A 20,068-nucleotide genomic window follows, 5' to 3' on the forward strand; every position below is an offset into this window, starting at 1 on the left:
AAATCGCGCTTTCGATTGAAGAGCTCGCCGGTCTTGAGCATCGTGTGCATGATCACCGCCAATTTGCGCGCCACGGCCACGGCGGCTCGTTTGAAGCCCATCCTCTCCCGGAGCTTTAGACCCCATGCACGTAGGCTGCTTTCGGTCGAACAGCGTGTCAGGATGACCGCGGCGGCTTCGTAGAGAAGCCCTAGCAGATGTCGATCCCCGCGCCGGTATGGCCGTCATAATCGACTTCTCCCGATTGGTATCGGCGGGTTGTCAGGCCGATCCAAGCAGCGACAATGGCGGTGACGAAAGAGGTCGCGGTGATCACGCCAATGCCGCGAATCGACATGAGGGGGCGGCAGGCTTGGCTTTGACAAGCATCCGTAACCAGTTGTCGCCCGAGCTCGGCGGCGCGAATGCGAATGCCGCGGCAGGCATCCAGCATCGGAAGCACGATCGATGCAAGTCCGTCCTGATCGGCAAGAAGGCTCCGGACGTTCTTCTCGAAGGTGCTTCCCTTACCCGCTGGGACGAGCAGGCCGAACGTTTTCATGATCCCGCAGATCTGGTTGGAAAGCTCGACTGTGATCCGGACCAATCGGGTGCGGGCTGCCACGAGCGTGCGGCTCAATGTTCTGTCGAAGCCTTTTACTCGCACCTCGCGAAAGAAAGTAAGCGCCACGCCGCTCCCCTCGTGCGGCGCATGAGGTGAATGTGCGAAGAATCCCCCCGATCGCGAGAGACGGAGGGCCTACGTGGGAGCAGACGGCAAAATGGACGTCCATTTGGACGTCCCGACAGCTGGCTACGCAGGCCGGCTCGAGGTTCTGGACGGTCCAATGGGACGGCGGGCTCGCTCGGAGGCCGAGAGAGCCCGGATTGCGGCCGAGAGCCTGATGCCGGGGGTGCAGGTGGCGGCGGTCGCACGCAAGCATGGCGCGACCCGCTGGCAGGTCTACGATTGGCGGCGTCGCCTTCGTCAGGGACAACTGGCACTGCCGGAAAGCATGGCGCCGATGTTCGCGCAGTTGATGGTGGACGACTCATCGGCGCCTCAGCGGAGGATGAGGCCATCGAAATCGGCGCCGGCGAAGGTGGAAATCGTGATCGACGACATGGTGATCCGAACGGCGGTTGACCTCGAGCAGCTGTCGCAGGTGATCCGAGCGGTTCGGGCCTCGCGATGATTGCACCGGGCGCCGATCTGAAGATCTACGTGGCGACCCGGCCGGTTGACTTCCGGCGCGGCATGGACGGATTGGCATTGGCTGTGCAGGAGATGCTAGGCCTCGACCCATACTGTGGGGCAGCCTTCGTCTTCCGGGCCAAAAGGGCTGACAGGATCAAGATTTTGGTGTGGGATCGCACCGGCCTTGTGCTCGTTCACAAGCGGCTCGAGGGCTCGAAGTTCGTCTGGCCGCAGGTTCGCGACGGCGTGATGCGCATGTCGCCGGCGATGTTCGCGGCCTTGTTCGAAGGGCTGGATTGGAGACTGGTTCGCCCCGAGCGGGCACGGCGTCCGCAGCTTGCCGGATGAGTGTGGCACAGTGACTCAGGTGACTTGTCTCCAATGGCGTTATCGGCACTCATGTGCTTGATTTAGTGCATGAATCTGACGGTTCTCCAGGAAGAGAACGAGCGTTTGAAGGCGCTCCTGGCCCAGACGCAAGCGACCCTGGCCGAGCACCAGGCTGCCTTGGCTGCATCCGAGGAGGCGCGCCGCCGGCTGGAGAGCGTCGTCAGCCAGCTCAATCACGAGAAGTTCGGCGCCAAGTCCGAGAAGCTGCATCCCGATCAATACCACCTGCCACTCGAAGACGTGGAGATCGCGCAGGGCGTGCTCGATGCCGCGCAGGAAAAGGCGCAGCGGGTCATCCAGGGGCGTTCGGACGGCTCGTCCGGTTCGCGCCAGCGCAATCGTGGTCACTTGCCTGCCCATCTGCCGCGAGTGGAGCGGATCATCGAGCCCAAGAGCACGCTGTGTCCGTGCGGCTGCGGCGAGATGGCCAGGATCGGCGAGGATGTCAGCGAGCGGCTCGACGCAATCCCGGCGCAACTGCGCGTGCTGGTCACGCGCCGCCCGAAATACGCTTGCCGGCGCTGCTCGGGCGCCGTCGTGCAGGCGCATGCGCCCGAGGATATCGTGCCCGGCGGCCTGCCGACCGAGGCGCTGATCGCCCAGGTCATCGTTGCCAAGTTCGGTGATCACTTGCCGTTCTACCGGCAGGTCGAGATCTACGCCCGCCAAGGCATCCAGCTGGATCGGGCGACACTGGGCAACTGGGCAGGCCGGGCCTGCTTCCATCTCAAGCCCATAGCCGACCACATGCGCGGGCATCTGGCTGCGGCCGAGCGCCTGTTCATGGACGAGACCACGGCGCCGGTGCTCGATCCCGGACGCGGCAAGGTCAAGAAGGGCTTCTTCTGGGCAATCGCTTCCGATGACCGCGGCCATGGTGGCCAGGGCCCGCCCATCGTGCGTTCCACTATGCGCCGGGGCGCGGCGGCGAGCATGCCGAACGCTTCCTTCAAGGCTTCGGCGGACGGTTCCTGCAGGTTGACGCCTATGAGGGCTATGACCGGCTGACACGCCTGGAGCGGCCACAAGGACCATGGCTGCTCGTCCATTGCTGGAGCCACCTGCGCCGACGTTTTGTGAAGCTGGCGCGCAACACCAAGTCCCCGATCGCCGAAGCCGCCGTGCGCCAGATCGCCACGCTCTACGCCGTCGAGGCGACGGTGCGCGGCATGACGCCACAAGCTCGGCTCGCCGCGCGACAGCAGTACTCCACCCCGATCATCGCCGCCCTGAAACCATGGTTCGAAAAGCAACTGTCGATGATCTCCTCGGGCTCAAAGCTGGCCGAAGACATCCGCTATGGTCTTGCCCATTGGGAAGGGCTCACGCGCTTCCTCGGCGACGGCCGGCTTGAGCTCGACACCAACCCAGTCGAAAACGCCATCCGGCCCGTATGCTTGACCAGAAAAAATGCCCTGTTTGCGGGCCACGAGGTCGGGCCGAAAATTGGGCGCTGCTCTCATCCGTCGTGGCCACCTGCAGGCTCAACGACGTCAATCCCGTTGCCTACCTCGCCGAAACTCTCGACGCCATCATCAACGGCCATCCGCAGAGCCAGATCGAGGAACTCATGCCCTGGCGATTCCGGAAAACGTCAAGCCCAAATCCATAGGCGATCGGCAAGGCGCTTACGAAAGAAACCCCGCTTCAACAAGATGCGCCAAACCATCGGCGTCATTCGCATCCGTCTTGTTCGCCGCCATATCGAGAGCGGCTTTGGCATGGCGCGCATCGATACAGATGGCTGGCGATCCCTCGGCACGCAGCGCATGATAGAACCACACCGATAGCGGGCCGGTTTCGAACACGACACGCTTTGCGGCCGGCGCCCGCTTCCCTCAATTGAGGATCAGCTTGACTGATTCCCCACATTCCGGACTAGACACCTAGTCCCGGTCCAATCCACCCTGGCACCTCAAGGCGGCATTGCTGCGGAGTCGTGCCATGGATCACCTTGAAACATTTCGAAAAATGCGATGACGAAACGAAGCCGCATGCAATGGCAATGTCGATCAATGGCATCCGTGTGCCCTCAATTAGTCTCTTCGCGTGATGGAGTCTGATTTTCACATAATGCTTCGCTGGCGATACGCCAACATGTGTGAGAAAAAGTCTCTCAAGTTGGCGTCTTGAGACCCCCGCACGGTTTGCCACTGCATCCATCGAGAGCGGGTTATCGAGGTTGGCTTCCATGGTCTGAACGGCGACAACAAGTTTTTCGCTGACGTTTGCGTAGGACAGTCCCGATGGAGCAGTCTGGCGATTTGAACCAGAGCGTTGACCCTCAACAATCGCATGACGACATACTTGTTGCGCCACCGTTGCGCCGGCGTGGCTCGCAATAAGATCAACTGCCAGGTCAAAAGCCGCGAGTTCGCCGGCACAAGTGGAATACTGCCCGTCTTTCACGAAAAGCGTTTCCAAAATACGCGGCTTACGGAACACTTCGGAAAAAGCTGCAAGTCTCGACCAATGAATTGTGCAAGGAGTGTCGGCGAGCAAGCCGGTTTCGGCCAAAAGCCACGTGGCGGTGCCCAGTGCCGATATGAAGATACCCTGCCTTGCCATGCGTCGTAGGAATGCATGCAACTTGGGTGTGTGCTGGTGTTCAACCTGCTCCCCCGCGATGATTACGAGCTGGTTGAGATGCACATTGGTAGCGCTTAATGCCTCAGTGGTAACGTCGATAGAAATTGCGATGTTGTTCGCACCGTAGACGGGCTTATTGTCTAGCCCTGCAATTTGCCAACGAAACAAAGAGGCCTTCTCTAACACATTCGCTATCCGAAACGGCTCGAGGTAAGCGTGAAGCGCAAGGTGCGAGAACCCTGGCAGTACCAGAATGGCGATATGCATCGATTGATCGAGCGACAGATCATCCGGCCGTTCTATAGCTTTTATCGCGTGGATTGTAGCCGGAGCGTTCATCAGCGTCCGTATGTTACGTTTGGCCCGCCCAACTTCTTTGCCTGCTGAACAGCGAGCCCAGGACGCTGCAGCACGGCAATATGCCCGTTTCGCATCGCTATTGGGTTGTCGGGGTCATAGTGCCCATCGATATACTCCTGGGCAATCCGTGCGCCTTCAAACCGCCGCGGCTCGACTGTCGAGGCGAGATGGACATCGCCACCCAGACCTACGAGGCCCGGCGCGATTTCGGCGATCGCGGCGCGGGCGCCGAGGGCGTGGTACGGCTGATAGACCGGCCCGACCGGACAGGTCTCACCCCAACCGACAAGGCTCTCCTCCGTGACGATCTCCACCAAGGTGCTGTCGAGCGACTGGACGTCGGTACTCGCCATCCGGTAGACGCCCCCCTTTACCGGGAGTGGGGTCGTGTATACGTTTATTGTCTCGATGCGCATCGATGAACTCAGTATTCGTCGTTGAGGGCTTCAACCGCAGGAATCTCGCGCGAACGGCGATCGATATACGCTCGCAGTTCCTCATCTTTGGCCGGGTCCAACTTGGGCTCCTGATATTCTCCCAAAAGATGCCTGGCGTGTTCAAGGGCGCGCTGTTTTATGTCCTTCGAGCCATCGGCCTTCCACTGTTCGATCGAATTATTGTCGAAGAGCTTCGGGATGAAAAAAGCACGTTGAAAGTTGGCCTGGGTGTGTGGGTGGCCGAGGTAGTGGCCGCCAGGTCCAACATCACGAATCGCCGCCAGAGCTTCGTCGAAATCATCCCACTGGATCCCCTTGGTCATGCGGTAGCCCATATCACAGACCTCCGCGTCGACAACAAATTTGGCGATTGAGCAATGCATGCCGGCTTCGTTCCAGCCTGCTGAATGCCAGATATAGTTGGCCCCCGACATCAGCACTGCCATCATGGTCATGGCGCTTTCGTAGCCCGCCTGAGCGTCGAAGATTTTCGCACCGCCAAGCAAGTTGGAAGTGCGCCATGGGATGTTGTATCGACGGGCCATCTGGCCGATCATGAAGTTCATGAGCGATATCTCGGGCGTTCCAGCCATAGGGGCACCGGACTGCATCGAGACCGTCGAAAGGTAATGCCCGTAGATGGCCGGACAGCCTTTGCGGATCACCTGCGTATAGGCAAGCGCCGAGAGCGCCTCAGCGTTGAGCTGCGCCACAGCAGCAGCCGTCGAGGCGGGCGTGTTCGCGCCGCCGAGCACGAACGGCGAACACAAGACCGGCTGGTTGCGCCGGCAGAACGCTCGCATGGCGCCAAGCATCACCTGATCCCACACAAGCGGCGAATTGCCGTTGCAATTGCCCGTTGTGACTGCGTGGGTCTCAAGGAAGCCCTCGCCGAACAGGATCTCGCACATGTCGAGCACATCCTCGGCGTTCTTGGACGAGGTGGTCATACCCATGAAGATCTTGTCGGAATGCTTCATCGACGAATAGGTGATATGAAGGTGTCGGTGCGCAACGACGACATCCATCGGCTCGACGATATGGTGCGCCGATGAATGCAACGCCGGCATCATGTGCGCCAGTTTGTGAAAGGTGCCCAAATCCGCGATGGTTGGACCACGCCGAACATCGTCAAGATCGCGCATATAAGGAGCGCCCGTCATCGGCACGAATATCGACTTGCCGCCGCCAAGCTCGACATTCTTCAAAGGGTCGCGTGCGAAATATTCGATTTCCGGGGGAATGGTCTTGATAAGCTCCATAACAAGGCTTCGGTCGAGGTGAACGCGATCATCGGCGCGCACGTCCGCTCCTGCCCGCCTCCAGTCCTCAATTGCAATCGGATCTCGGAAAACCACGCCAACTTCTTCCAGGATCGCCAGAGACGCTTCGTGAATGCGCTCAACCTGCTCGGCGTCCATAGGCTCAACCACGGGCAACCCGCGCTTAAGTGTCGGCAGCATTTCGACGTTCGGTGCCGTCCTGATCGTGCGCCGCGCATCCCGCCCGCCTCTTCGCGAAGCTCTTGCTTCAGCAGTCATGTGGTCTCCAAAACTAAGAATCTAAGAAAAGCGAGGCAATGAGTGAGCGCCCTCAGGGTGACTATTGCTTAATCCTGGGAATTTGACCTAATGCAAAAGTCTCACCCCGGTGTTGACTAAAGCGCTGTCCGGATTGCGGGCGGGCAGTTTGGTTGCAGTGTCTATGGTTCGTCGCTACTACGATCTTCCGTCCCTTACCGCTCTTGCAGTGTTCGAGGCTTCTGCACGGCACCTGTCGTTCAAGCTCGCGGCCGCTGAACTTAACGTCACACCGGGTGCCGTGAGTCGACAGATTAAAGCTATTGAAGACGAGATCGGCGTCCCCCTTTTCGTACGGCTAGGAACCGGAGTTATGCTCACCAGTGCCGGTGAGGACCTTTATGCGGTACTGGCCACCGGCTTTTCAAGGGCGTCCGAGGTTGTCAGAAGCATTAAGAAGGGTGATCGTTCCAAGAACGTCACGATTGCCTGTTCAGATGGCATTGCGTCAATGTGGCTGATACCGCGCATGCGGGGCTTCTGGAATCGTTATCCCGAGATCGCAGTCGACCACCTGATTTCCGACAATTCGCGCGACTACCGGCGCGCTGAAGTCGAGTTGCGGATCCGCTATGGCTTCGGTTCATGGCCGGACGAAAGCACAGAACTGCTATTCGACGACACAATCTACCCTGTGTGCGGGCCGAGCTTTGCTCAGGAGCACCGGGATGCCACAGCAGAGTCGCTTCCCGAGCTGCCGCTCCTCCACGTCAACTGGGTAGATCCAGATTGGACCGGGTGGGACGAGGTATTCCGGCGCGCCGGTATTCCCCATGGAACTCCACGCGGCCGCAGATTCGGCAAATTTTCGGTGACGTTGCAGGCCGCTCAGGCCGACCAAGGCGTTGCCGTGGGTTGGCGCCGGTTGGTGCTGCCGCTCATAAAAGAGGGCAAATTGGTCAGGATCACCGACCTCGAGCTGCCTGCTCCGGGCGGGTATTATCTTACTTGGAACGACAACCGAACACTTTCGCCCGCCGCCGAGCTCTTGCGAAAATGGCTAAGAGAGGTTGCAGCCGAAGAGCGGGAAAACTGATGCCTGTAGCTCGTGTCCCGGCACGTCCTTTCCATTCCTGAAGTCGTGACGCGAATTTTGCCCGGTCTATCATCGCAGCAAGAGACCGCTTTGGTCGATGTGGAAGGAAAGGTTTGGTGGGTCGATGCAGCCATGATGAGACGCCTCGCAGAACGAACCAGACGAATGCCTTCCTTCTGGGACACGCATTGGCATCCGGCCCGAAGTCGCCGGCGTGTGTCGGAGGGACACTCGTCGTTATCAAGCAGACCTTGGCCGCACGTTCGAGCGCGGCGCGTGTCGCGAGGCTCACCGCTAGGCTCGCTTTGCCGGCCGATTGCCCAAGAGGTGCCCTCGCGGTGTATCGTGCTCGAGACGTTCTTTTCGATGTGACCGATAACGGCAGATTTCTGCTGGCGAGGTCAACCAATCGGCGGAACGCACCTTCTATTCGATGGTCTGGCGTGGGCATACGAGAGCCCGAGTTCGTCAGAGCGCTCTCCGGCCAGATGGCAGTTCCCGCTGGCGAGGCGTGAGAGCATGTTTGGCGCACGTACCTATTTTATCCTCGCTCGCAGAGAGATCAGTCGCGAGCGCACAGTAGGCCTCGTCGTCAAGAGATGGCGCTGTGTTCCGTACTCGGGTTTCAATGAGCTGCTTTTTCTCTCTTCGCGAGCAACGGAGACCGATTAACCCGCCGGGAAGCAGACCATTCATCTCATTGGCGGATCATTAGCGGACATTGCAACGGCCGGCTCGCTGGGTCCCAGCAAAAAAGTCGCCTGTCGAGTGATTTTATTTCGACTGCTAGGCGCACCATCCTTCCCTATAACCATGGACCTGAACCCAATTTGGAGCCAGGCAGATGTCGTTCAAAGGCGTTATTCCGCCCGTTACCACGCCGTTTCATATGGACGGATCGATCGACCGCGACGGCTTCTGTGTGATGGTCGAGTATCTTGTGTCGTCGGGCGTGCACGGCATCATCGTCGGAGGGACGACCGGGGAATACTATGCCCAGTCCCGCGATGAACGTGTCAGCCTACTGAAGCTTGCCAGGAGCTTGGTGAAAGGGAAGATGCCTCTGATCGCCGGCATTGGTGCTATTCGGACCGACGACTGCATTGAATATGCGCTGGTTGCAAAGGACCTGAAGTACGACGGCATCCTGATCGGCTCGCCGTACTACGCTGTTCCCACGCAGCTCGAACTTGCCAACCATGCTCTGGCGATCGACAAGGCCGCCAATCTGCCGGTGATGCTCTACAACTATCCCGGACGGACCGGCACGATGATGGAGCTCGAGTTCCTGGATCGAGTCGGTCGCAGCACCAATTTCTGCGCTATCAAGGAATCCAGCGGCAGCATGAACCAGTTGCACGCGCTGGCGCGTGACTATCCGCATATCGACCTGTTCTGCGGTATGGATGATCAGGCGCTCGAGTTCTTCGCCTGGGGCGCCAAGGGCTGGGTCTGCGGCGCCGGCAACTGTCTGCCTGCGGAGCATCTTGCGCTCTATGACGCATGCGTAATTGAGAAGGACTTCACCAAGGGCCGGCAGATTATGTCGGCGCTGCTGCCTTTGATGAGACTTCTCGAACAAGGCGGGAAATTCGTCCAGAGCATCAAATTTGGCTGCGAGCTGGCAGGGTTGCCGGCTGGCCCTGTGCGCCGGCCGATGCGCGCACTCGACGACGATCAGAAGCGGGAACTCGAGACGACGATCCGCACCCTTAAGGCAGTCATTGCATCAATCACCGCAAAATCCCAAAAGAGGGCGTCCGAGAATGTCATCGCTATTAACGCGTGATGAGTACCAAAATCTGGCGGAGAGCCTGCCGCTGCCAACCAACGCAGTGATCGACGGGACGGCGCGGCCGGCACAGTCCGGGGGAACGTTCGAAACCATCAATCCCGCGACGGGGCAGGTGATTGCTCGGATAGCCTCCTGCGGTCAGGTTGACGTGGATCTCGCCGTCCAAAAAGCCCGGCTGGCGTTTGAATCGGGCGCTTGGTCGCGCGTGCATCCGAGCGAGCGCAAGCGCGTGCTGCGCCGCCTTGTCAAGCTGATGAAGCGCAACGCTCACGAGCTTGCCGTGCTTGAGACCATCGAAAGCGGCAAGCCGATCTACGATGTCGAAACTATTGACATTCCCGAGGCCCTCCATTGCTTGGAATGGCACGCGGAAGCCACCGACAAGGTATACGGTCAGACGTCGCCGTCAGGCGATGACGTCGTGTGCATGATTGTGCGCCAGCCGCTGGGCGTGGTCGCTTGCGTACTGCCCTGGAATTTCCCGATCTTGATGCTGGCCTGGAAGATTGGACCGGCACTTGCGACCGGTAACTCCGTCATCGTCAAGCCGGCCGAGCAGACGAACATGTCGACGCTGCGGATTGCCGAGCTGGCGCACGAGGCCGGCTTGCCGGAGGGCGTCTTGCAGATCGTCACGGGTCCGGGCGATGTGACCGGCAAGGCACTCGGCATGCATCCCGATATCGACATGGTCGCCTTCACCGGATCCACTGATGTCGGCCGGAAATTCCTGGAATATTCCGCCAAGTCCAACCTCAAGCGCATCGTGCTCGAATGCGGGGGGAAGAATCCGTGCATCGTGCTCGATGACGCCGAGAACTTGGACGTTGTCGCACAGCATGTCACCCAGGGTGTCTTCTGGAACATGGGCGAGAACTGCTCGTCCAATTCCCGCCTGATCGTGCACGAGAAGATCAAGGACCGCTTGATGGAAACGGTCCTCCACAAGCTTAAGGAATGGCCTTTGGGGGATCCGATGGATCCAGGCAATCGGTTGGGCGCTATTGTGTCGAAGGAGCAGTTCGACCGCATCATGGGCTACATCAAGAAGGGGCGGGCGGAAGGCGCCAGGATCGTCACGGGCGGCAACGCCCAAAAGCATGGCAAAGGCTATTTCATAGAACCGACGGTGTTTGACGATGTCACGCCGGAAATGACGATTGCGCGGGAAGAGATCTTCGGGCCGGTGCTGTCGGTCATCAAGGTGGCCAACGCTGACGAGGCGCTTCGGGTCGCCAACGACACGCAGTACGGGCTTGCAGCGTCGATCTTTACCGCCAATCTCGGAACGGCGCATCGCATCGCAAGGGATCTTCGCGCCGGGACGGTGACCATCAATTGCTATGGCGAAGGAGACGTCTCGACGCCCTTCGGCGGCTTCAAGCTTTCGGGCTTTGGGGGACGAGACAAGTCGTTGCATGCCCACGACCAATATACTGAACTCAAGACCGTCTGGGCGGACATCTCCGATCCCAAGGTCTCGCGCGCCGTCGACTAAGGCGGAAAGCATGGGCGTATATCGGGCCACAAAAACGCCAGCCGACATCAACATGTCCGGCTGGTACGGAATCCTTCCGCCTCCCAGGGCGTATGAGGTGCTGCGCGGCCGCCACGAGGCCGATTGGGTCATCGTCGGAGCCGGCTTCGCCGGCTTGGCGGCCGCGCGGCGCCTTTCTCAGTTGGTTCCGGAGGACCGGATCATCGTCCTTGACGCTCAACGCATCGGGTGGGGGGCGGCCGGGCGCAATTCCGGTTTCATGATTGACCTGCCGCATGAGCTCAGCGGGGAGAATTACGGCGGCGCCCAGGATCACGACCGCAAGCGGATCCGCATGAACCGCGCAGCGATTGAGTTCTCTGCCTCCGCAGCGGATGAATATGGACTGCAACCCTATTTCGTCCGCGCTGGTAAATTCCATGGAGCCGCCACTGCGCATGGCCTAACTATTCTGCGCGAGTTCGAAAATCACCTGACCGGTCTTTCCGAACCATTCGAGCGGCTCGATGCCCAGCAGATGAAAAAGGTCACCGGAACCGACTTTTTCGTCGGAGGCACCTTCACGCCCGGAACCGTAATGGCCCAGCCTGCCGGCTTTGTCCGTGGACTCGCCGAGGGCCTGTCTGGGAGCGTAAAACTGTTCGAAAATTCGCCGGCCCTATCGATAAAGACCGGAAAGCTGCATACATTGCACACACCGGAAGGCGAACTCACCACGCCACGACTGATCCTTGCGGTGAATGGTCATCTGGAAAGCTTCGGCTTCTTCAGGAAGCGTCTGCTGCATGTCTTCACGTACGCCAGCATGACCAGGCCGCTGTCCGGAGGTGAGCAGGCCACTCTCGGTGGAAAGCCGAATTGGGGCCTGATCCCAGCCGATCCTATGGGCTCAACCATCCGGCGAGCCGGCGACCGCATCGTCGTGCGTAATACTTTTACCTACAATCCAGACATGTCGACCAGTACCGAGCAAATCTCCAGCATCGGGGCCGCGCATGACCGATCGTTTCGCGCCCGGTTCCCGATGCTCGGCGACATTCCCATGGAGTTTCGCTGGGGAGGACATCTGTGCCTGTCACTGAATTCCGCGCCGGCGTTCGGGGAAATAGAGGAGCGAGTGTTTGTCGCTGGCTGCTGCAACGGACTGGGAACGGTGCAAGGGACACTCTATGGAATGTTGGCGGCCGATCTTGCCGCTGGCATGCACGAACCGATGCTTGCCGATGCGCTCAACGAGCCGGCTCCGGTTCGGCTATATCCGAAGCCGATCATGTCGATCGGGGCGCCGCTGAGGCTTTGGGCGATGCAGAGGCGCGCCGGCAGGGAGTTCTAGGCAGGGCGACTCAACGGGGGGTGAGACTTTTTGCAGGGTTGAACCACTGGTCTTCACCAGCCATTCAGAGAACATGAACCGAACTTTCTTCAAAAGGCAGATTGAGCGATGACTGACATAGAGATGAAGACAGCGGTGATAACAGGCGCCGCCGGAGGTATCGGGAAAGCAATCTCCCAGGCAGTTCGTTGCCAACGGCTATCGGGTGGTTGCGGGCGACGCCGACCAGGCTGGTCTGGACAAGCTAGAGGCTGAGCTCAATCGAACCGGGCAGAATGTCTCTAGCAAGGCCGGCGACCTCAGAGACAAGGCCTATTGGGAGGATCTTATTGACTACTCCATCCATGCTACAGGGTGCCTGGACGTGCTCGTTAACAACGCAGGTATCATCACCCGCGGAAGCACAGACGACCGACGACGATTGAGAGCGGACGTTCGACGTCAATCTGACATCGATATCCTACACCTGCCGGAAAGCCATTGGTCACGTGAAGGGCCAAGGCAGCGGCGCGATCGTCAACATCTCTTCGTGTTGGGGGCTATATCCCGGTCCTGGCCACCCTACTGCACCAGCAAGGCCGCGGTGGCTTCCTTTACCAAATGCCTTGGCCGCGATCACGCACCAGATGGGATACGGGTCAACGCGGTCTGCCCAAACGAGGTCAACACGCCAATGATCCGAACCGGCTTTGTCCGCCGTGGCTTCGATCCGGACAATGCAATAGCCGAGCTCAACAAATCGGTTCCGCTTGGCCGGATCGCTGAGCCGGAAGACATTGCCGATGTGGTGCTTTTCCTATATTCCGACGCCGCCCGCTACATCGCCGGCACGGTGGTCGAAGTGAACGGCGCGAAACCTGTCTATTGAGGGGGCACCATGGTTGACAGACTGACTGGCAGGATCGCAATCATCACTGGCGGCGGCCGCGGGATCGGCGCCGGCATCACGCAGCGCTTTGTGGAGGAGGGGGCAAAAGTCGCCATTGTGCAGAGAAACCCGCCGCCCGAGTCGATGCTCAACGAGCGCGTCATTTACGTGAAGGCGGATCTTTCGAACTCCCAGCAAATTGCCTCGGCCGTCCAGACTGTCATTGAGCGGCTCGGCGGCCTGGACATCCTCGTCAACAACGCCGGGGTCATGTTTGAGAAAACGGTCGAGGAGATGACCGAAGCAGATTGGGACCAGATGATGGACATCAATCTGAAGGCCCCATTCCTGCTCACAAAGGCGGCCATGCCGCACTTTCGGAAGCAAGGTAATGGGAGCATCGTCAACATCGGCTCGATCGAAGGCCTGGCTTCAAACCCCGGTCACCCCGCATACTCTGCTTCGAAGGCAGGTGTTCATGGCTTCACCGCAGCCGTTGCGGTCGATCATGGGCACGAGGGCATTCGCTGCAATGCCATTGCGCCAGGCTGGATCAATTCGGATCTGAGCGAGATCTATATCGACAGCATGCCGGACAGCGCACGTGTCCGCAGGGAACTGATGGCCATGCATCCGGTCGGGCGCTTGGGCGAACCGAGGGACGTCGGAAGTCTTGCCGTCTGGCTTGCTTCGGATGAAAGCGCCTTCGTGACCGGTCAGGTTTACGTCATCGACGGTGGGCGCACGAAGAAGCTGCCGTTGCCGGTTGCGTGAGCAGGCTAAGCCCGGCCGATGGGCGGCCTTGGTCAGGCGGTCGGATCGACCTTCTCCCTAATGCGCCTTATGATGCGATCAATGAGAATTGCGAGAACAACCACAGCCAGCCCCGCCTCGACACCCCGCCCGACCTGCAGGCGCGAACCAAACGACGTGCGCGTCAAGCGTTGCGGTGGGGATGGGCCGTTCATATTGTTGAGGGCGGCAAACTGACGGTTCATCGGTTCAGGACACAGTGTCCCGCCGAGAATTTCGCCGATGACCAACGCGCCAGGCTCGGCCTCGCCAGCAAGCCACCAATTGACGAACGCTGCTGTCTACCCCGGATTTGGGCAGACGTTGGATGCCTGGCGTGCCTTTGGCGCCGGCGGGAAGAAACACATCGCCGAAAGGCCATTTACAAGGCTGCTTACGGCGGATGACAAGACAGGCTACGAAGGCAAGGTCGTCGAGAGCCCGCCCCACCGCGCTCGAAGCATGAATTTGCAGGCCGCCGCAACTAGCTTCAGACAGGGGTCGAGCCGCATGGCTGTTGGCTCATCCGTGGAGATGCGGACATTGCGCGACCGCTGTGTCTAACGGCGACGGGCCTCTGCGAAGCTGGAGTGTTTGATCCCTGAGGCTTGGGTCCCCTCTTCAGCGCCCGGCGAGTTGCAACGGGACGGTTGCTGCGGGAGTCATGCCCCGGACACCAGCGCAGGGATGGCGAAAGCTTCATTCGCTTCGTCAAGGATGGAGAAACTGTAACGGCCATCGGCGTCGAAATCGACGGAGTAGCTCAGGCGGTCGAGTATGTTGTTGTCCTGGTCGAACGTAACGATCCGCGGCTTCAGAGAGGTGATATGCGCTTCGTCCAGGTAGATGGAGTTGCAGACAATGATCTGGTCGTCCGGCTGACAAGTGCGGGCCGCCGCTCCGTTTAGAATACAGCATCGTGAGCCGCGCTCGCCCAGAATGACATAGGTCGAAATCCGCGCCCCGGAATTCTTGTTCCATATCTCCACGAATTCCATGGGCAGGATCCCTGCTTCTTCGCAGTGGTCAGGGTCGAGCGTTATCGAACCGTGGTAGTTGATGTTTGCTTCGGTGACGTGGATGCCGTGCAGCTTGCCGGCGACTAGTTTTCGCATTGGTCTGGTGTCCCTATTCATCATCAAAGGTCAATCTTGGCATCCGGACCGCGCCGCTAAACCCCGACGACGAGCGCACCGCCGCTAAGACCTGCACCGGCCGCCGCCAGCAGGATCTTCTCACCCGGCCGAAACGGGTTTATCTGATGGGCCAACGACAGCGAGAGCGGGATCGTGGCGGCGGAAGAGTTGCCGTAATCGGCGATCGTCTTGACGATTGCGTCGTCGGCAATGTCGAGGTTTCGTCCAACCGCATCGAAGATGCGGGCATTGGCCTGATGCGGCACGAACCGATCGATGTCCTGTGGCTGCATCTGGGCTGCGGCGAGTGCGTCCCGCGAGCAGGCGGTCATCATCTCGACGGCCTTTGCGAACACTTCGGGGCCGTCGGTGATCGTCATGCGGGTTTCCCCGAGGTTGAGGTCGCCATGGAACGGCTTGTTGCTTCCTCCCGCCGGAATCTGGATCAGCCCGTAGCGCGAGCCGTCGGAATCCACCGACGCGCCGAGAATGCCGCTGTCCAGGTCATTGCACGGACCAATCACCACGGCGCCGGCGGCATCGGCAAACAGCACGGCGCCGGCGCGCTCGGCCGGGTTGATGCGGCGGCTGAGGATGTTGGCGGCAATGACAAGGGCCGCCTTGCCATGCAGGCGGGTGAAGCCGTCCGCGAACATCAGCGCATAGATGAAGCCGGCGCAGGCGCCGGTCAGGTCGACAGCACCCGCACGCCCCAGCCCAAGCCGATGGGCGACCAGCGGCGCACTGGGCGGCAGCAGGTGATCGGGTGTCGAGGTTGCAAGCAACAAGAGACCGATGTCGCCGCACTCAATATCGGCGTTCGCCAGCGCCATGTCGCCAGCCTGCGTGGCAAGACCAGACAGCGTATCTTCGTCTGTTGCCCAGAAGCGGGAACGGATCCCAGTGCGCCGCTCGATCCAGCCCGGCTCGAGCCCGAGATTGCTCTCGATCTCGGCATTCGCCACCTTGCGCGACGGCGCATGGTGCCCAAACCCAAGTATGCGCACCGACCTGCTCATGGCCTGGACCCGAAGCGTTCACCGGCCTCCTCGATCGCGTCATAGAGCCCGTCGAGCTCGTCGCCGGTGATGCAATAGGGCGGCAGGAGATAGAGGACATTGCCGAGCGGGCGCACGAGCAGCCCTTGGTCGAGGAAGAATGCGCGCAGCTTCGGTCCGATCTCGGCGAGATAACCTGCGGAATCGGTTCGCAGGTCGAGAGCCGTGATCGTGCCGGTTGTCCGGCAGTCGGTGAAATTGGGATTGTCCCCGAAGCGTTGAAGCCGGGCGGCCTGCATCGCACTCAAGGCCGCGACCCGCTCGGCCACGGGCTCGTCGCGCCAGATTTCGACATTGGCGAGTGCAGCCGCGCAGGCAATCGGATTGGCGGTGTAGGAACTCGAATGAAAGAAGGTCTTCTTGCGGTCCGTCGAATAGTGGGCCTGGAAGATCGCATCGGTCGCAAGCGTGGCGGCCAGCGGGACCACGCCGCCTGTCAGCCCTTTCGAGGTGCACAGGATGTCCGGAGAGATGGATGCCTGCTCGCAGGCGAACAGGGTGCCTGTGCGGCCCCAGCCGGTCATCACTTCGTCGGCGATCAGCAGCGTTCCGGAGGACTCGGCGATGTTCCTCAACTCGGCCAGAACCCAGGCCGGATACATGAGCATGCCGCCGGCGCCGAGCACCAGCGGCTCGACGATCAGCGCGGCGGCGTGCCGGTCGCAGGCAACTGCCTCGAACCGATCCAGCGTCTCCTGCTCTCGGCCGGCTGCCGGGAAGGGGATGGTATCGACCTCGAACAGCAGCGGCTCGTACGCGGCGTTGAACACGCCGCGGGCGCCGACGCTCATCGTCCCGATCGTGTCGCCATGATAGCTGTGCTCCATGACGACGATGCGCGAGCGCGGCGCGCCGATGTTGCGGAAATAACCGAGCGCCATCTTCAGCGCGACTTCGACCGAGGTCGAGCCGCTGTCGGAATAGAACACCCAGTCGAGACCGGCGGGAGCGAGGCTGACAAGCGCCTTGGCCAGGCGTTCGGCCGGCGCGTGCGTGAAGCCCGCAAAGATAATCTGGTCGAGGCTTGCCGCGGCCGTCTCGATCGCCTTCATGATGCGGGGATGGCGGTGGCCGTGGGTGACGACCCACCAGGAGGAAATGGCATCCAGGATGCGCGTGCCGTCGGCCTTGTGGAGATAGGCGCCTTCGGTCAGCACGATTTCGGGGATAGTCGGCTCAAGCGCGTGCTGGGTAAAGGGATGCCAGACATGAGACATCAGCGATCTCCCGGAAACGAGGCGAAGGCGAAGCCGGCAATTATTGCGTCTCTCAGCGTCTGGTCCGTTAGCGGATCGAGATAGGGCAGCCTGCCAAGCTGCGGCACACCACCCATTTCCACGATTGTCCGTTGTGTGTCGGCCATCTCATCGCCGATGAAAGCGATGCCGGCCAGCGGGATGGAGCGAGCCCGCAGCGCCTCGATCGACAGCAGGGTGTGGTTGATGGTGCCGAGCGTGGTGCGGGCGCACAAGATGACCGGCAGCTGCCATTCAGCGAAGATGTCGATGAACCTAGTGCGTCGGTTGAGCGGCACCATCAGCCCACCCGCGCCCTCGATGACCAGCGGCGTCGGCAGGACGGGAAAAGTAAGATCGGCAGCCTCGATCGCGACGCCGTCGATCTCGGCCGAACGATGCGGCGACAGCGGGCTATTCAGGCGGTAGGCCTCCGGCAGCACGCGCTCCGACGGCAGGCCGGCAAGCCGCGCAACCACCTCGCTATCGGTCTCGCCCTCGAGACCCGATTGAACCGGCTTCCAGTAGAAGCCGTCGAGCAAGCCGGCGAGCCCGGCCGCAAACACGGTCTTGCCAATTCCGATGTCGGTACCGGTGATGACGATGCGTTGGATCATGTCGCCTCCGGGGGTGTTTGGGCCAACACCTCGACGAGCGCTGCGACCATGGCGGAAATGTCAGCTTCGTCGACGTTAAGCGTCAGCGAAATGCGCAGGCGCGATGTGCCCTCGGGCACGGTCGGCGGACGAATGCCGCGAATGTCGAAGCCGCGCGCCTGCAGCGCTGCCGCCACCGTCATGGTGCGCCTGTTATCGCCGATGACGAAGGGCTGGATCTGCGAGCCGCTCGGCGTCACGCCGCAGCGCTCGGCCAATTGCCGGCCGGCGAAGGCGACGCGTTCACGCAACTGGACACGGCGTTGGGGCTCATCGGACAGGATGGCGAGCGCTTCGCGCGCCGCCACCGCCATCAGCGGTGAGGGCGCGGTGGCGTAAATGAATGGCCGGCAACGGTTGATCAGATACTGGCACAGTGTCCTCGGCCCGGTCACGAGCCCACCAGACGCGCCGAGCGCCTTGCCGCATGTGTGCAGCGCCAAGATGTTGTCGCGACCCTCGAACGCGGCAGCCAGCCCCCGGCCGTCGGGCCCCCAGACGCCGGTGGCATGCGCCTCGTCAACCACGATAAAGGCTTCATGCCGGTCGGCAAGCGCGACCAGGCTTTCCAGCGGCGCGCTGTCACCATCCATACTGTAGAGGCTTTCGACCGCGACCCAGACGGATCCCATGCCGCCTTCGGCGCGCCAGCGCTTGATCGCATCCTCGACAGCATCGACGTCGTTATGCGCGGCGAGTTTGAACTCGGCGCGTCCTGCCCGCGCGCCCTCATGCATACTGGCATGGGCGAGTTCGTCGAGGACCAAAAGGTCGCCCTTCTGCGGCAGGGCGGTCAGCAGGGCGAAGTTGGCGATGTAGCCGCTGCCGAAGAACAGCGCGCGCCCGTTCCCAAAGAACGCCGCCGCGTCCGCCTCCAGGGCCTCGTGTTCCGGCGCGTTGCCGCGCAACAGCCGCGACCCGGTGGCGCCAACCGGCGTGCCCTGCGCGATCGCCGCCGCAACCGCGTCGCCAAGCCTTCTCGAAGCGGCAAGCCCAAGATAGTCGTTCGACGAGAAATCGAGCCCGGCGCGCGGCGACAGTCTCCGCAGCCGGTCCTTGCGCGCCAGTCCCTGCAAGGTCGCGTCATAGCGGGCAAGCGGTGCCCCGTTCATTGCGCCTCGCGTTCCATGGGCTCGATGCCGAGACGGCGAAACAGCAGAGCATCCTTATCCTCGCCTGGATTGTTCGCCGTCAGCAGCGTGTCGCCGACGAAGATCGAGTTCGCGCCGGCAAAGAAGCACAGCGCCTGCATCTCGTCGGTCATCGCGGTGCGGCCGGCTGAAAGTCGGACATGCGATTTCGGCATCATGATGCGTGCCAGCGCGATCACGCGCACGAATTCGATCGGCTCGATGGGCTTGGCGTCGGCAAGCGGGGTGCCCTCGATGGGGATCAGCATGTTGATCGGAACGCTTTGCGGATGTTCTGGCAGGTTGGCCAGCGTCACCAGCATGTCTATCCGATCCACTGGCTCCTCGCCCATGCCGACAATACCGCCGCAGCAGACCTTGATGCCGGATTGGCGAACGTGCTCGAGCGTCTCCAGCCGGTCGGCAAAGCTCCGCGTGCTGATGATCTCGCTGTAGTAGCGTTCCGACGTATCGATGTTGTGGTTGTAATAGTCGAGGCCAGCCTGTTTGAGGCGAGCCGCCTGCTCAAGATCGAGCATGCCGAGCGTCATGCAGGTCTCCATGCCCAGCGCCTTGACGCCTTCGACCATCGCCACCACCGCATCCATGTCGCGCGCCTTGGGGTTTCGCCAAGCCGCGCCCATGCAATAACGGGTGGCGCCGGCATCACGCGCCTTGGTCGCCTCGGCGATGACGCGCCGAACCTCCATCAGCTTTGACGCCTTCAATCCGCTTTCGTGATGCGCCGACTGGCTGCAATAGCCGCAATCCTCCGGACAGCCGCCGGTCTTGATGCTGAGAAGCCGGCTGATCTGGACCTTGTTGGGATCGAAATTCTGGCGGTGGATGTTATGGGCGCGATGGAGAAGATCGTTAAAGGGCAGCTCATAGAGCGCGCGAACTTCCGCTTGTGACCATAAGGGCCGGACACTCTCGGAGTTGATCTGCGGTCTATTCACTACCATTCTCTCCTTCCCCAGCGTCAATGCCGCCTGTCT

General features: G+C 61.0%; 18 protein-coding genes and 3 pseudogenes. 9 read left to right on the plus strand and 12 right to left on the minus strand.

Annotated elements, in window-relative coordinates; translation table 11 throughout:
* Positions 1–8: 8 nt before the first annotated feature.
* A pseudogene (locus NKI70_RS27710) lies at positions 9–658 on the minus strand (transposase); the annotation flags it as partial.
* 226 nt (positions 659–884) lie between these two features.
* Between NKI70_RS27710 and NKI70_RS27715 the strand changes: the two are divergent.
* The 3 genes and pseudogenes from NKI70_RS27715 (at position 885) to tnpC (ending at position 3,179) form a co-directional block, all read left to right on the plus strand.
* Positions 885–1,175 (plus strand): transposase, encoded by a 291-nt coding sequence (locus NKI70_RS27715; RefSeq protein ID WP_502898942.1) that lies wholly within the window; start codon positions 885–887, stop codon positions 1,173–1,175.
* Complete coding sequence (gene tnpB, locus NKI70_RS27720) at positions 1,172–1,525, plus strand: IS66 family insertion sequence element accessory protein TnpB (RefSeq protein WP_008878295.1); 354 nt, start codon at positions 1,172–1,174, stop codon at positions 1,523–1,525. Before NKI70_RS27715 ends, tnpB begins: the two co-directional genes overlap by 4 nt.
* Before the next feature lie 69 nt (positions 1,526–1,594).
* Positions 1,595–3,179 (plus strand): annotated as a pseudogene (gene tnpC / locus NKI70_RS27725) (IS66 family transposase).
* 25 nt (positions 3,180–3,204) lie between these two features.
* Here the strand turns inward: tnpC and NKI70_RS27735 are convergent.
* The 4 genes and pseudogenes from NKI70_RS27735 to NKI70_RS27750 form a co-directional block, all read right to left on the minus strand.
* Positions 3,205–3,402, minus strand: a pseudogene (locus NKI70_RS27735) (IS110 family transposase); the annotation flags it as partial.
* A 43-nt stretch (positions 3,403–3,445) separates the two neighbouring features.
* Positions 3,446–4,495, minus strand: coding sequence for a GlxA family transcriptional regulator (locus tag NKI70_RS27740; RefSeq protein WP_352725572.1), 1,050 nt, complete (start codon positions 4,493–4,495; stop codon positions 3,446–3,448).
* Complete coding sequence (locus NKI70_RS27745; RefSeq protein ID WP_352725574.1) at positions 4,495–4,869, minus strand: hypothetical protein; 375 nt, start codon at positions 4,867–4,869, stop codon at positions 4,495–4,497. The genes NKI70_RS27740 and NKI70_RS27745 overlap by 1 nt, the downstream gene beginning before the upstream one ends.
* A gap of 71 nt (positions 4,870–4,940) precedes the next feature.
* A complete protein-coding gene (locus tag NKI70_RS27750; protein WP_352725576.1) occupies positions 4,941–6,494 on the minus strand; it encodes a trimethylamine methyltransferase family protein in 1,554 nt (517 codons plus the stop codon).
* A gap of 163 nt (positions 6,495–6,657) precedes the next feature.
* Between NKI70_RS27750 and NKI70_RS27755 the strand changes: the two genes are divergently transcribed.
* From NKI70_RS27755 to NKI70_RS27785, 6 genes are all read left to right on the plus strand, one after another.
* A complete protein-coding gene (locus NKI70_RS27755; protein ID WP_352725578.1) occupies positions 6,658–7,569 on the plus strand; it encodes a LysR substrate-binding domain-containing protein in 912 nt (303 codons plus the stop codon).
* A gap of 844 nt (positions 7,570–8,413) precedes the next feature.
* Complete coding sequence (locus NKI70_RS27760) at positions 8,414–9,358, plus strand: dihydrodipicolinate synthase family protein (protein WP_352725580.1); 945 nt, start codon at positions 8,414–8,416, stop codon at positions 9,356–9,358.
* Positions 9,336–10,862, plus strand: coding sequence for an aldehyde dehydrogenase (locus NKI70_RS27765; protein WP_352725582.1), 1,527 nt, complete (start codon positions 9,336–9,338; stop codon positions 10,860–10,862). Before NKI70_RS27760 ends, NKI70_RS27765 begins: the two co-directional genes overlap by 23 nt.
* Before the next feature lie 10 nt (positions 10,863–10,872).
* On the plus strand, positions 10,873–12,195 hold the full coding sequence (locus NKI70_RS27770; protein ID WP_352725584.1) for an NAD(P)/FAD-dependent oxidoreductase: 1,323 nt from the start codon (positions 10,873–10,875) through the stop codon (positions 12,193–12,195).
* 205 nt (positions 12,196–12,400) lie between these two features.
* Positions 12,401–13,063, plus strand: a complete 663-nt coding sequence (locus tag NKI70_RS34085) for an SDR family NAD(P)-dependent oxidoreductase (RefSeq protein ID WP_502898943.1) — start codon at positions 12,401–12,403, stop codon at positions 13,061–13,063.
* A 9-nt stretch (positions 13,064–13,072) separates the two neighbouring features.
* Positions 13,073–13,837 (plus strand): SDR family NAD(P)-dependent oxidoreductase, encoded by a 765-nt coding sequence (locus NKI70_RS27785; RefSeq protein WP_352725586.1) that lies wholly within the window; start codon positions 13,073–13,075, stop codon positions 13,835–13,837.
* Between the two features lie 32 nt (positions 13,838–13,869).
* Here the strand turns inward: NKI70_RS27785 and NKI70_RS27790 are convergent, their stop codons facing one another.
* The 7 genes from NKI70_RS27790 to bioB all read right to left on the minus strand — a co-directional run bounded on the left by NKI70_RS27790 (position 13,870) and on the right by bioB (position 20,035).
* Positions 13,870–14,106, minus strand: coding sequence for a hypothetical protein (locus NKI70_RS27790; RefSeq protein WP_352725588.1), 237 nt, complete (start codon positions 14,104–14,106; stop codon positions 13,870–13,872).
* Between the two features lie 411 nt (positions 14,107–14,517).
* Entirely contained in the window at positions 14,518–14,970 is a 453-nt protein-coding gene (gene panD, locus NKI70_RS27795; RefSeq protein ID WP_352725590.1) for an aspartate 1-decarboxylase, read from the minus strand.
* A gap of 56 nt (positions 14,971–15,026) precedes the next feature.
* Positions 15,027–16,010: a 3-oxopimeloyl-[acyl-carrier-protein] synthase BioZ gene (bioZ, locus tag NKI70_RS27800; RefSeq protein WP_352725592.1), complete on the minus strand. Its 984-nt coding sequence runs from the start codon at positions 16,008–16,010 to the stop codon at positions 15,027–15,029.
* Positions 16,007–17,266 carry an adenosylmethionine--8-amino-7-oxononanoate transaminase gene (locus tag NKI70_RS27805; RefSeq protein WP_352725594.1) on the minus strand — a complete coding sequence of 420 codons (1,260 nt, stop codon included), beginning with the start codon at positions 17,264–17,266 and terminating at the stop codon, positions 16,007–16,009. The genes bioZ and NKI70_RS27805 overlap by 4 nt, the downstream gene beginning before the upstream one ends.
* Complete coding sequence (bioD, locus tag NKI70_RS27810; protein ID WP_352725596.1) at positions 17,266–17,901, minus strand: dethiobiotin synthase; 636 nt, start codon at positions 17,899–17,901, stop codon at positions 17,266–17,268. The genes NKI70_RS27805 and bioD overlap by 1 nt, the downstream gene beginning before the upstream one ends.
* On the minus strand, positions 17,898–19,052 hold the full coding sequence (locus tag NKI70_RS27815) for an 8-amino-7-oxononanoate synthase (RefSeq protein WP_352725598.1): 1,155 nt from the start codon (positions 19,050–19,052) through the stop codon (positions 17,898–17,900). The genes bioD and NKI70_RS27815 overlap by 4 nt, the downstream gene beginning before the upstream one ends.
* Positions 19,049–20,035: a biotin synthase BioB gene (bioB, locus tag NKI70_RS27820; protein ID WP_352725600.1), complete on the minus strand. Its 987-nt coding sequence runs from the start codon at positions 20,033–20,035 to the stop codon at positions 19,049–19,051. Before bioB ends, NKI70_RS27815 begins: the two co-directional genes overlap by 4 nt.
* Positions 20,036–20,068: the final 33 nt, after the last annotated feature.

The sequence above is a fragment of the Mesorhizobium sp. M0500 genome (assembly GCF_040321165.1).
Lineage (GTDB): Bacteria > Pseudomonadota > Alphaproteobacteria > Rhizobiales > Rhizobiaceae > Mesorhizobium.

Bases quoted from the DNA above. Each gene is read 5' to 3' on its own strand.
- NKI70_RS27715 (WP_502898942.1), top strand. From the start codon at position 885: ATGCCGGGGGTGCAGGTGGCGGCGGTCGCACGCAAGCATGGCGCGACC.
- tnpB (WP_008878295.1), top strand. From the start codon at position 1,172: ATGATTGCACCGGGCGCCGATCTGAAGATCTACGTGGCGACCCGGCCG.
- NKI70_RS27740 (WP_352725572.1), bottom strand. From the start codon at position 4,495: ATGAACGCTCCGGCTACAATCCACGCGATAAAAGCTATAGAACGGCCG.
- NKI70_RS27745 (WP_352725574.1), bottom strand. From the start codon at position 4,869: ATGGCGAGTACCGACGTCCAGTCGCTCGACAGCACCTTGGTGGAGATC.
- NKI70_RS27750 (WP_352725576.1), bottom strand. From the start codon at position 6,494: ATGACTGCTGAAGCAAGAGCTTCGCGAAGAGGCGGGCGGGATGCGCGG.
- NKI70_RS27755 (WP_352725578.1), top strand. From the start codon at position 6,658: ATGGTTCGTCGCTACTACGATCTTCCGTCCCTTACCGCTCTTGCAGTG.
- NKI70_RS27760 (WP_352725580.1), top strand. From the start codon at position 8,414: ATGTCGTTCAAAGGCGTTATTCCGCCCGTTACCACGCCGTTTCATATG.
- NKI70_RS27765 (WP_352725582.1), top strand. From the start codon at position 9,336: ATGTCATCGCTATTAACGCGTGATGAGTACCAAAATCTGGCGGAGAGC.
- NKI70_RS27770 (WP_352725584.1), top strand. From the start codon at position 10,873: ATGGGCGTATATCGGGCCACAAAAACGCCAGCCGACATCAACATGTCC.
- NKI70_RS27785 (WP_352725586.1), top strand. From the start codon at position 13,073: ATGGTTGACAGACTGACTGGCAGGATCGCAATCATCACTGGCGGCGGC.
- panD (WP_352725590.1), bottom strand. From the start codon at position 14,970: ATGCGAAAACTAGTCGCCGGCAAGCTGCACGGCATCCACGTCACCGAA.
- bioZ (WP_352725592.1), bottom strand. From the start codon at position 16,010: ATGAGCAGGTCGGTGCGCATACTTGGGTTTGGGCACCATGCGCCGTCG.
- NKI70_RS27805 (WP_352725594.1), bottom strand. From the start codon at position 17,266: ATGTCTCATGTCTGGCATCCCTTTACCCAGCACGCGCTTGAGCCGACT.
- bioD (WP_352725596.1), bottom strand. From the start codon at position 17,901: ATGATCCAACGCATCGTCATCACCGGTACCGACATCGGAATTGGCAAG.
- NKI70_RS27815 (WP_352725598.1), bottom strand. From the start codon at position 19,052: ATGAACGGGGCACCGCTTGCCCGCTATGACGCGACCTTGCAGGGACTG.
- bioB (WP_352725600.1), bottom strand. From the start codon at position 20,035: ATGGTAGTGAATAGACCGCAGATCAACTCCGAGAGTGTCCGGCCCTTA.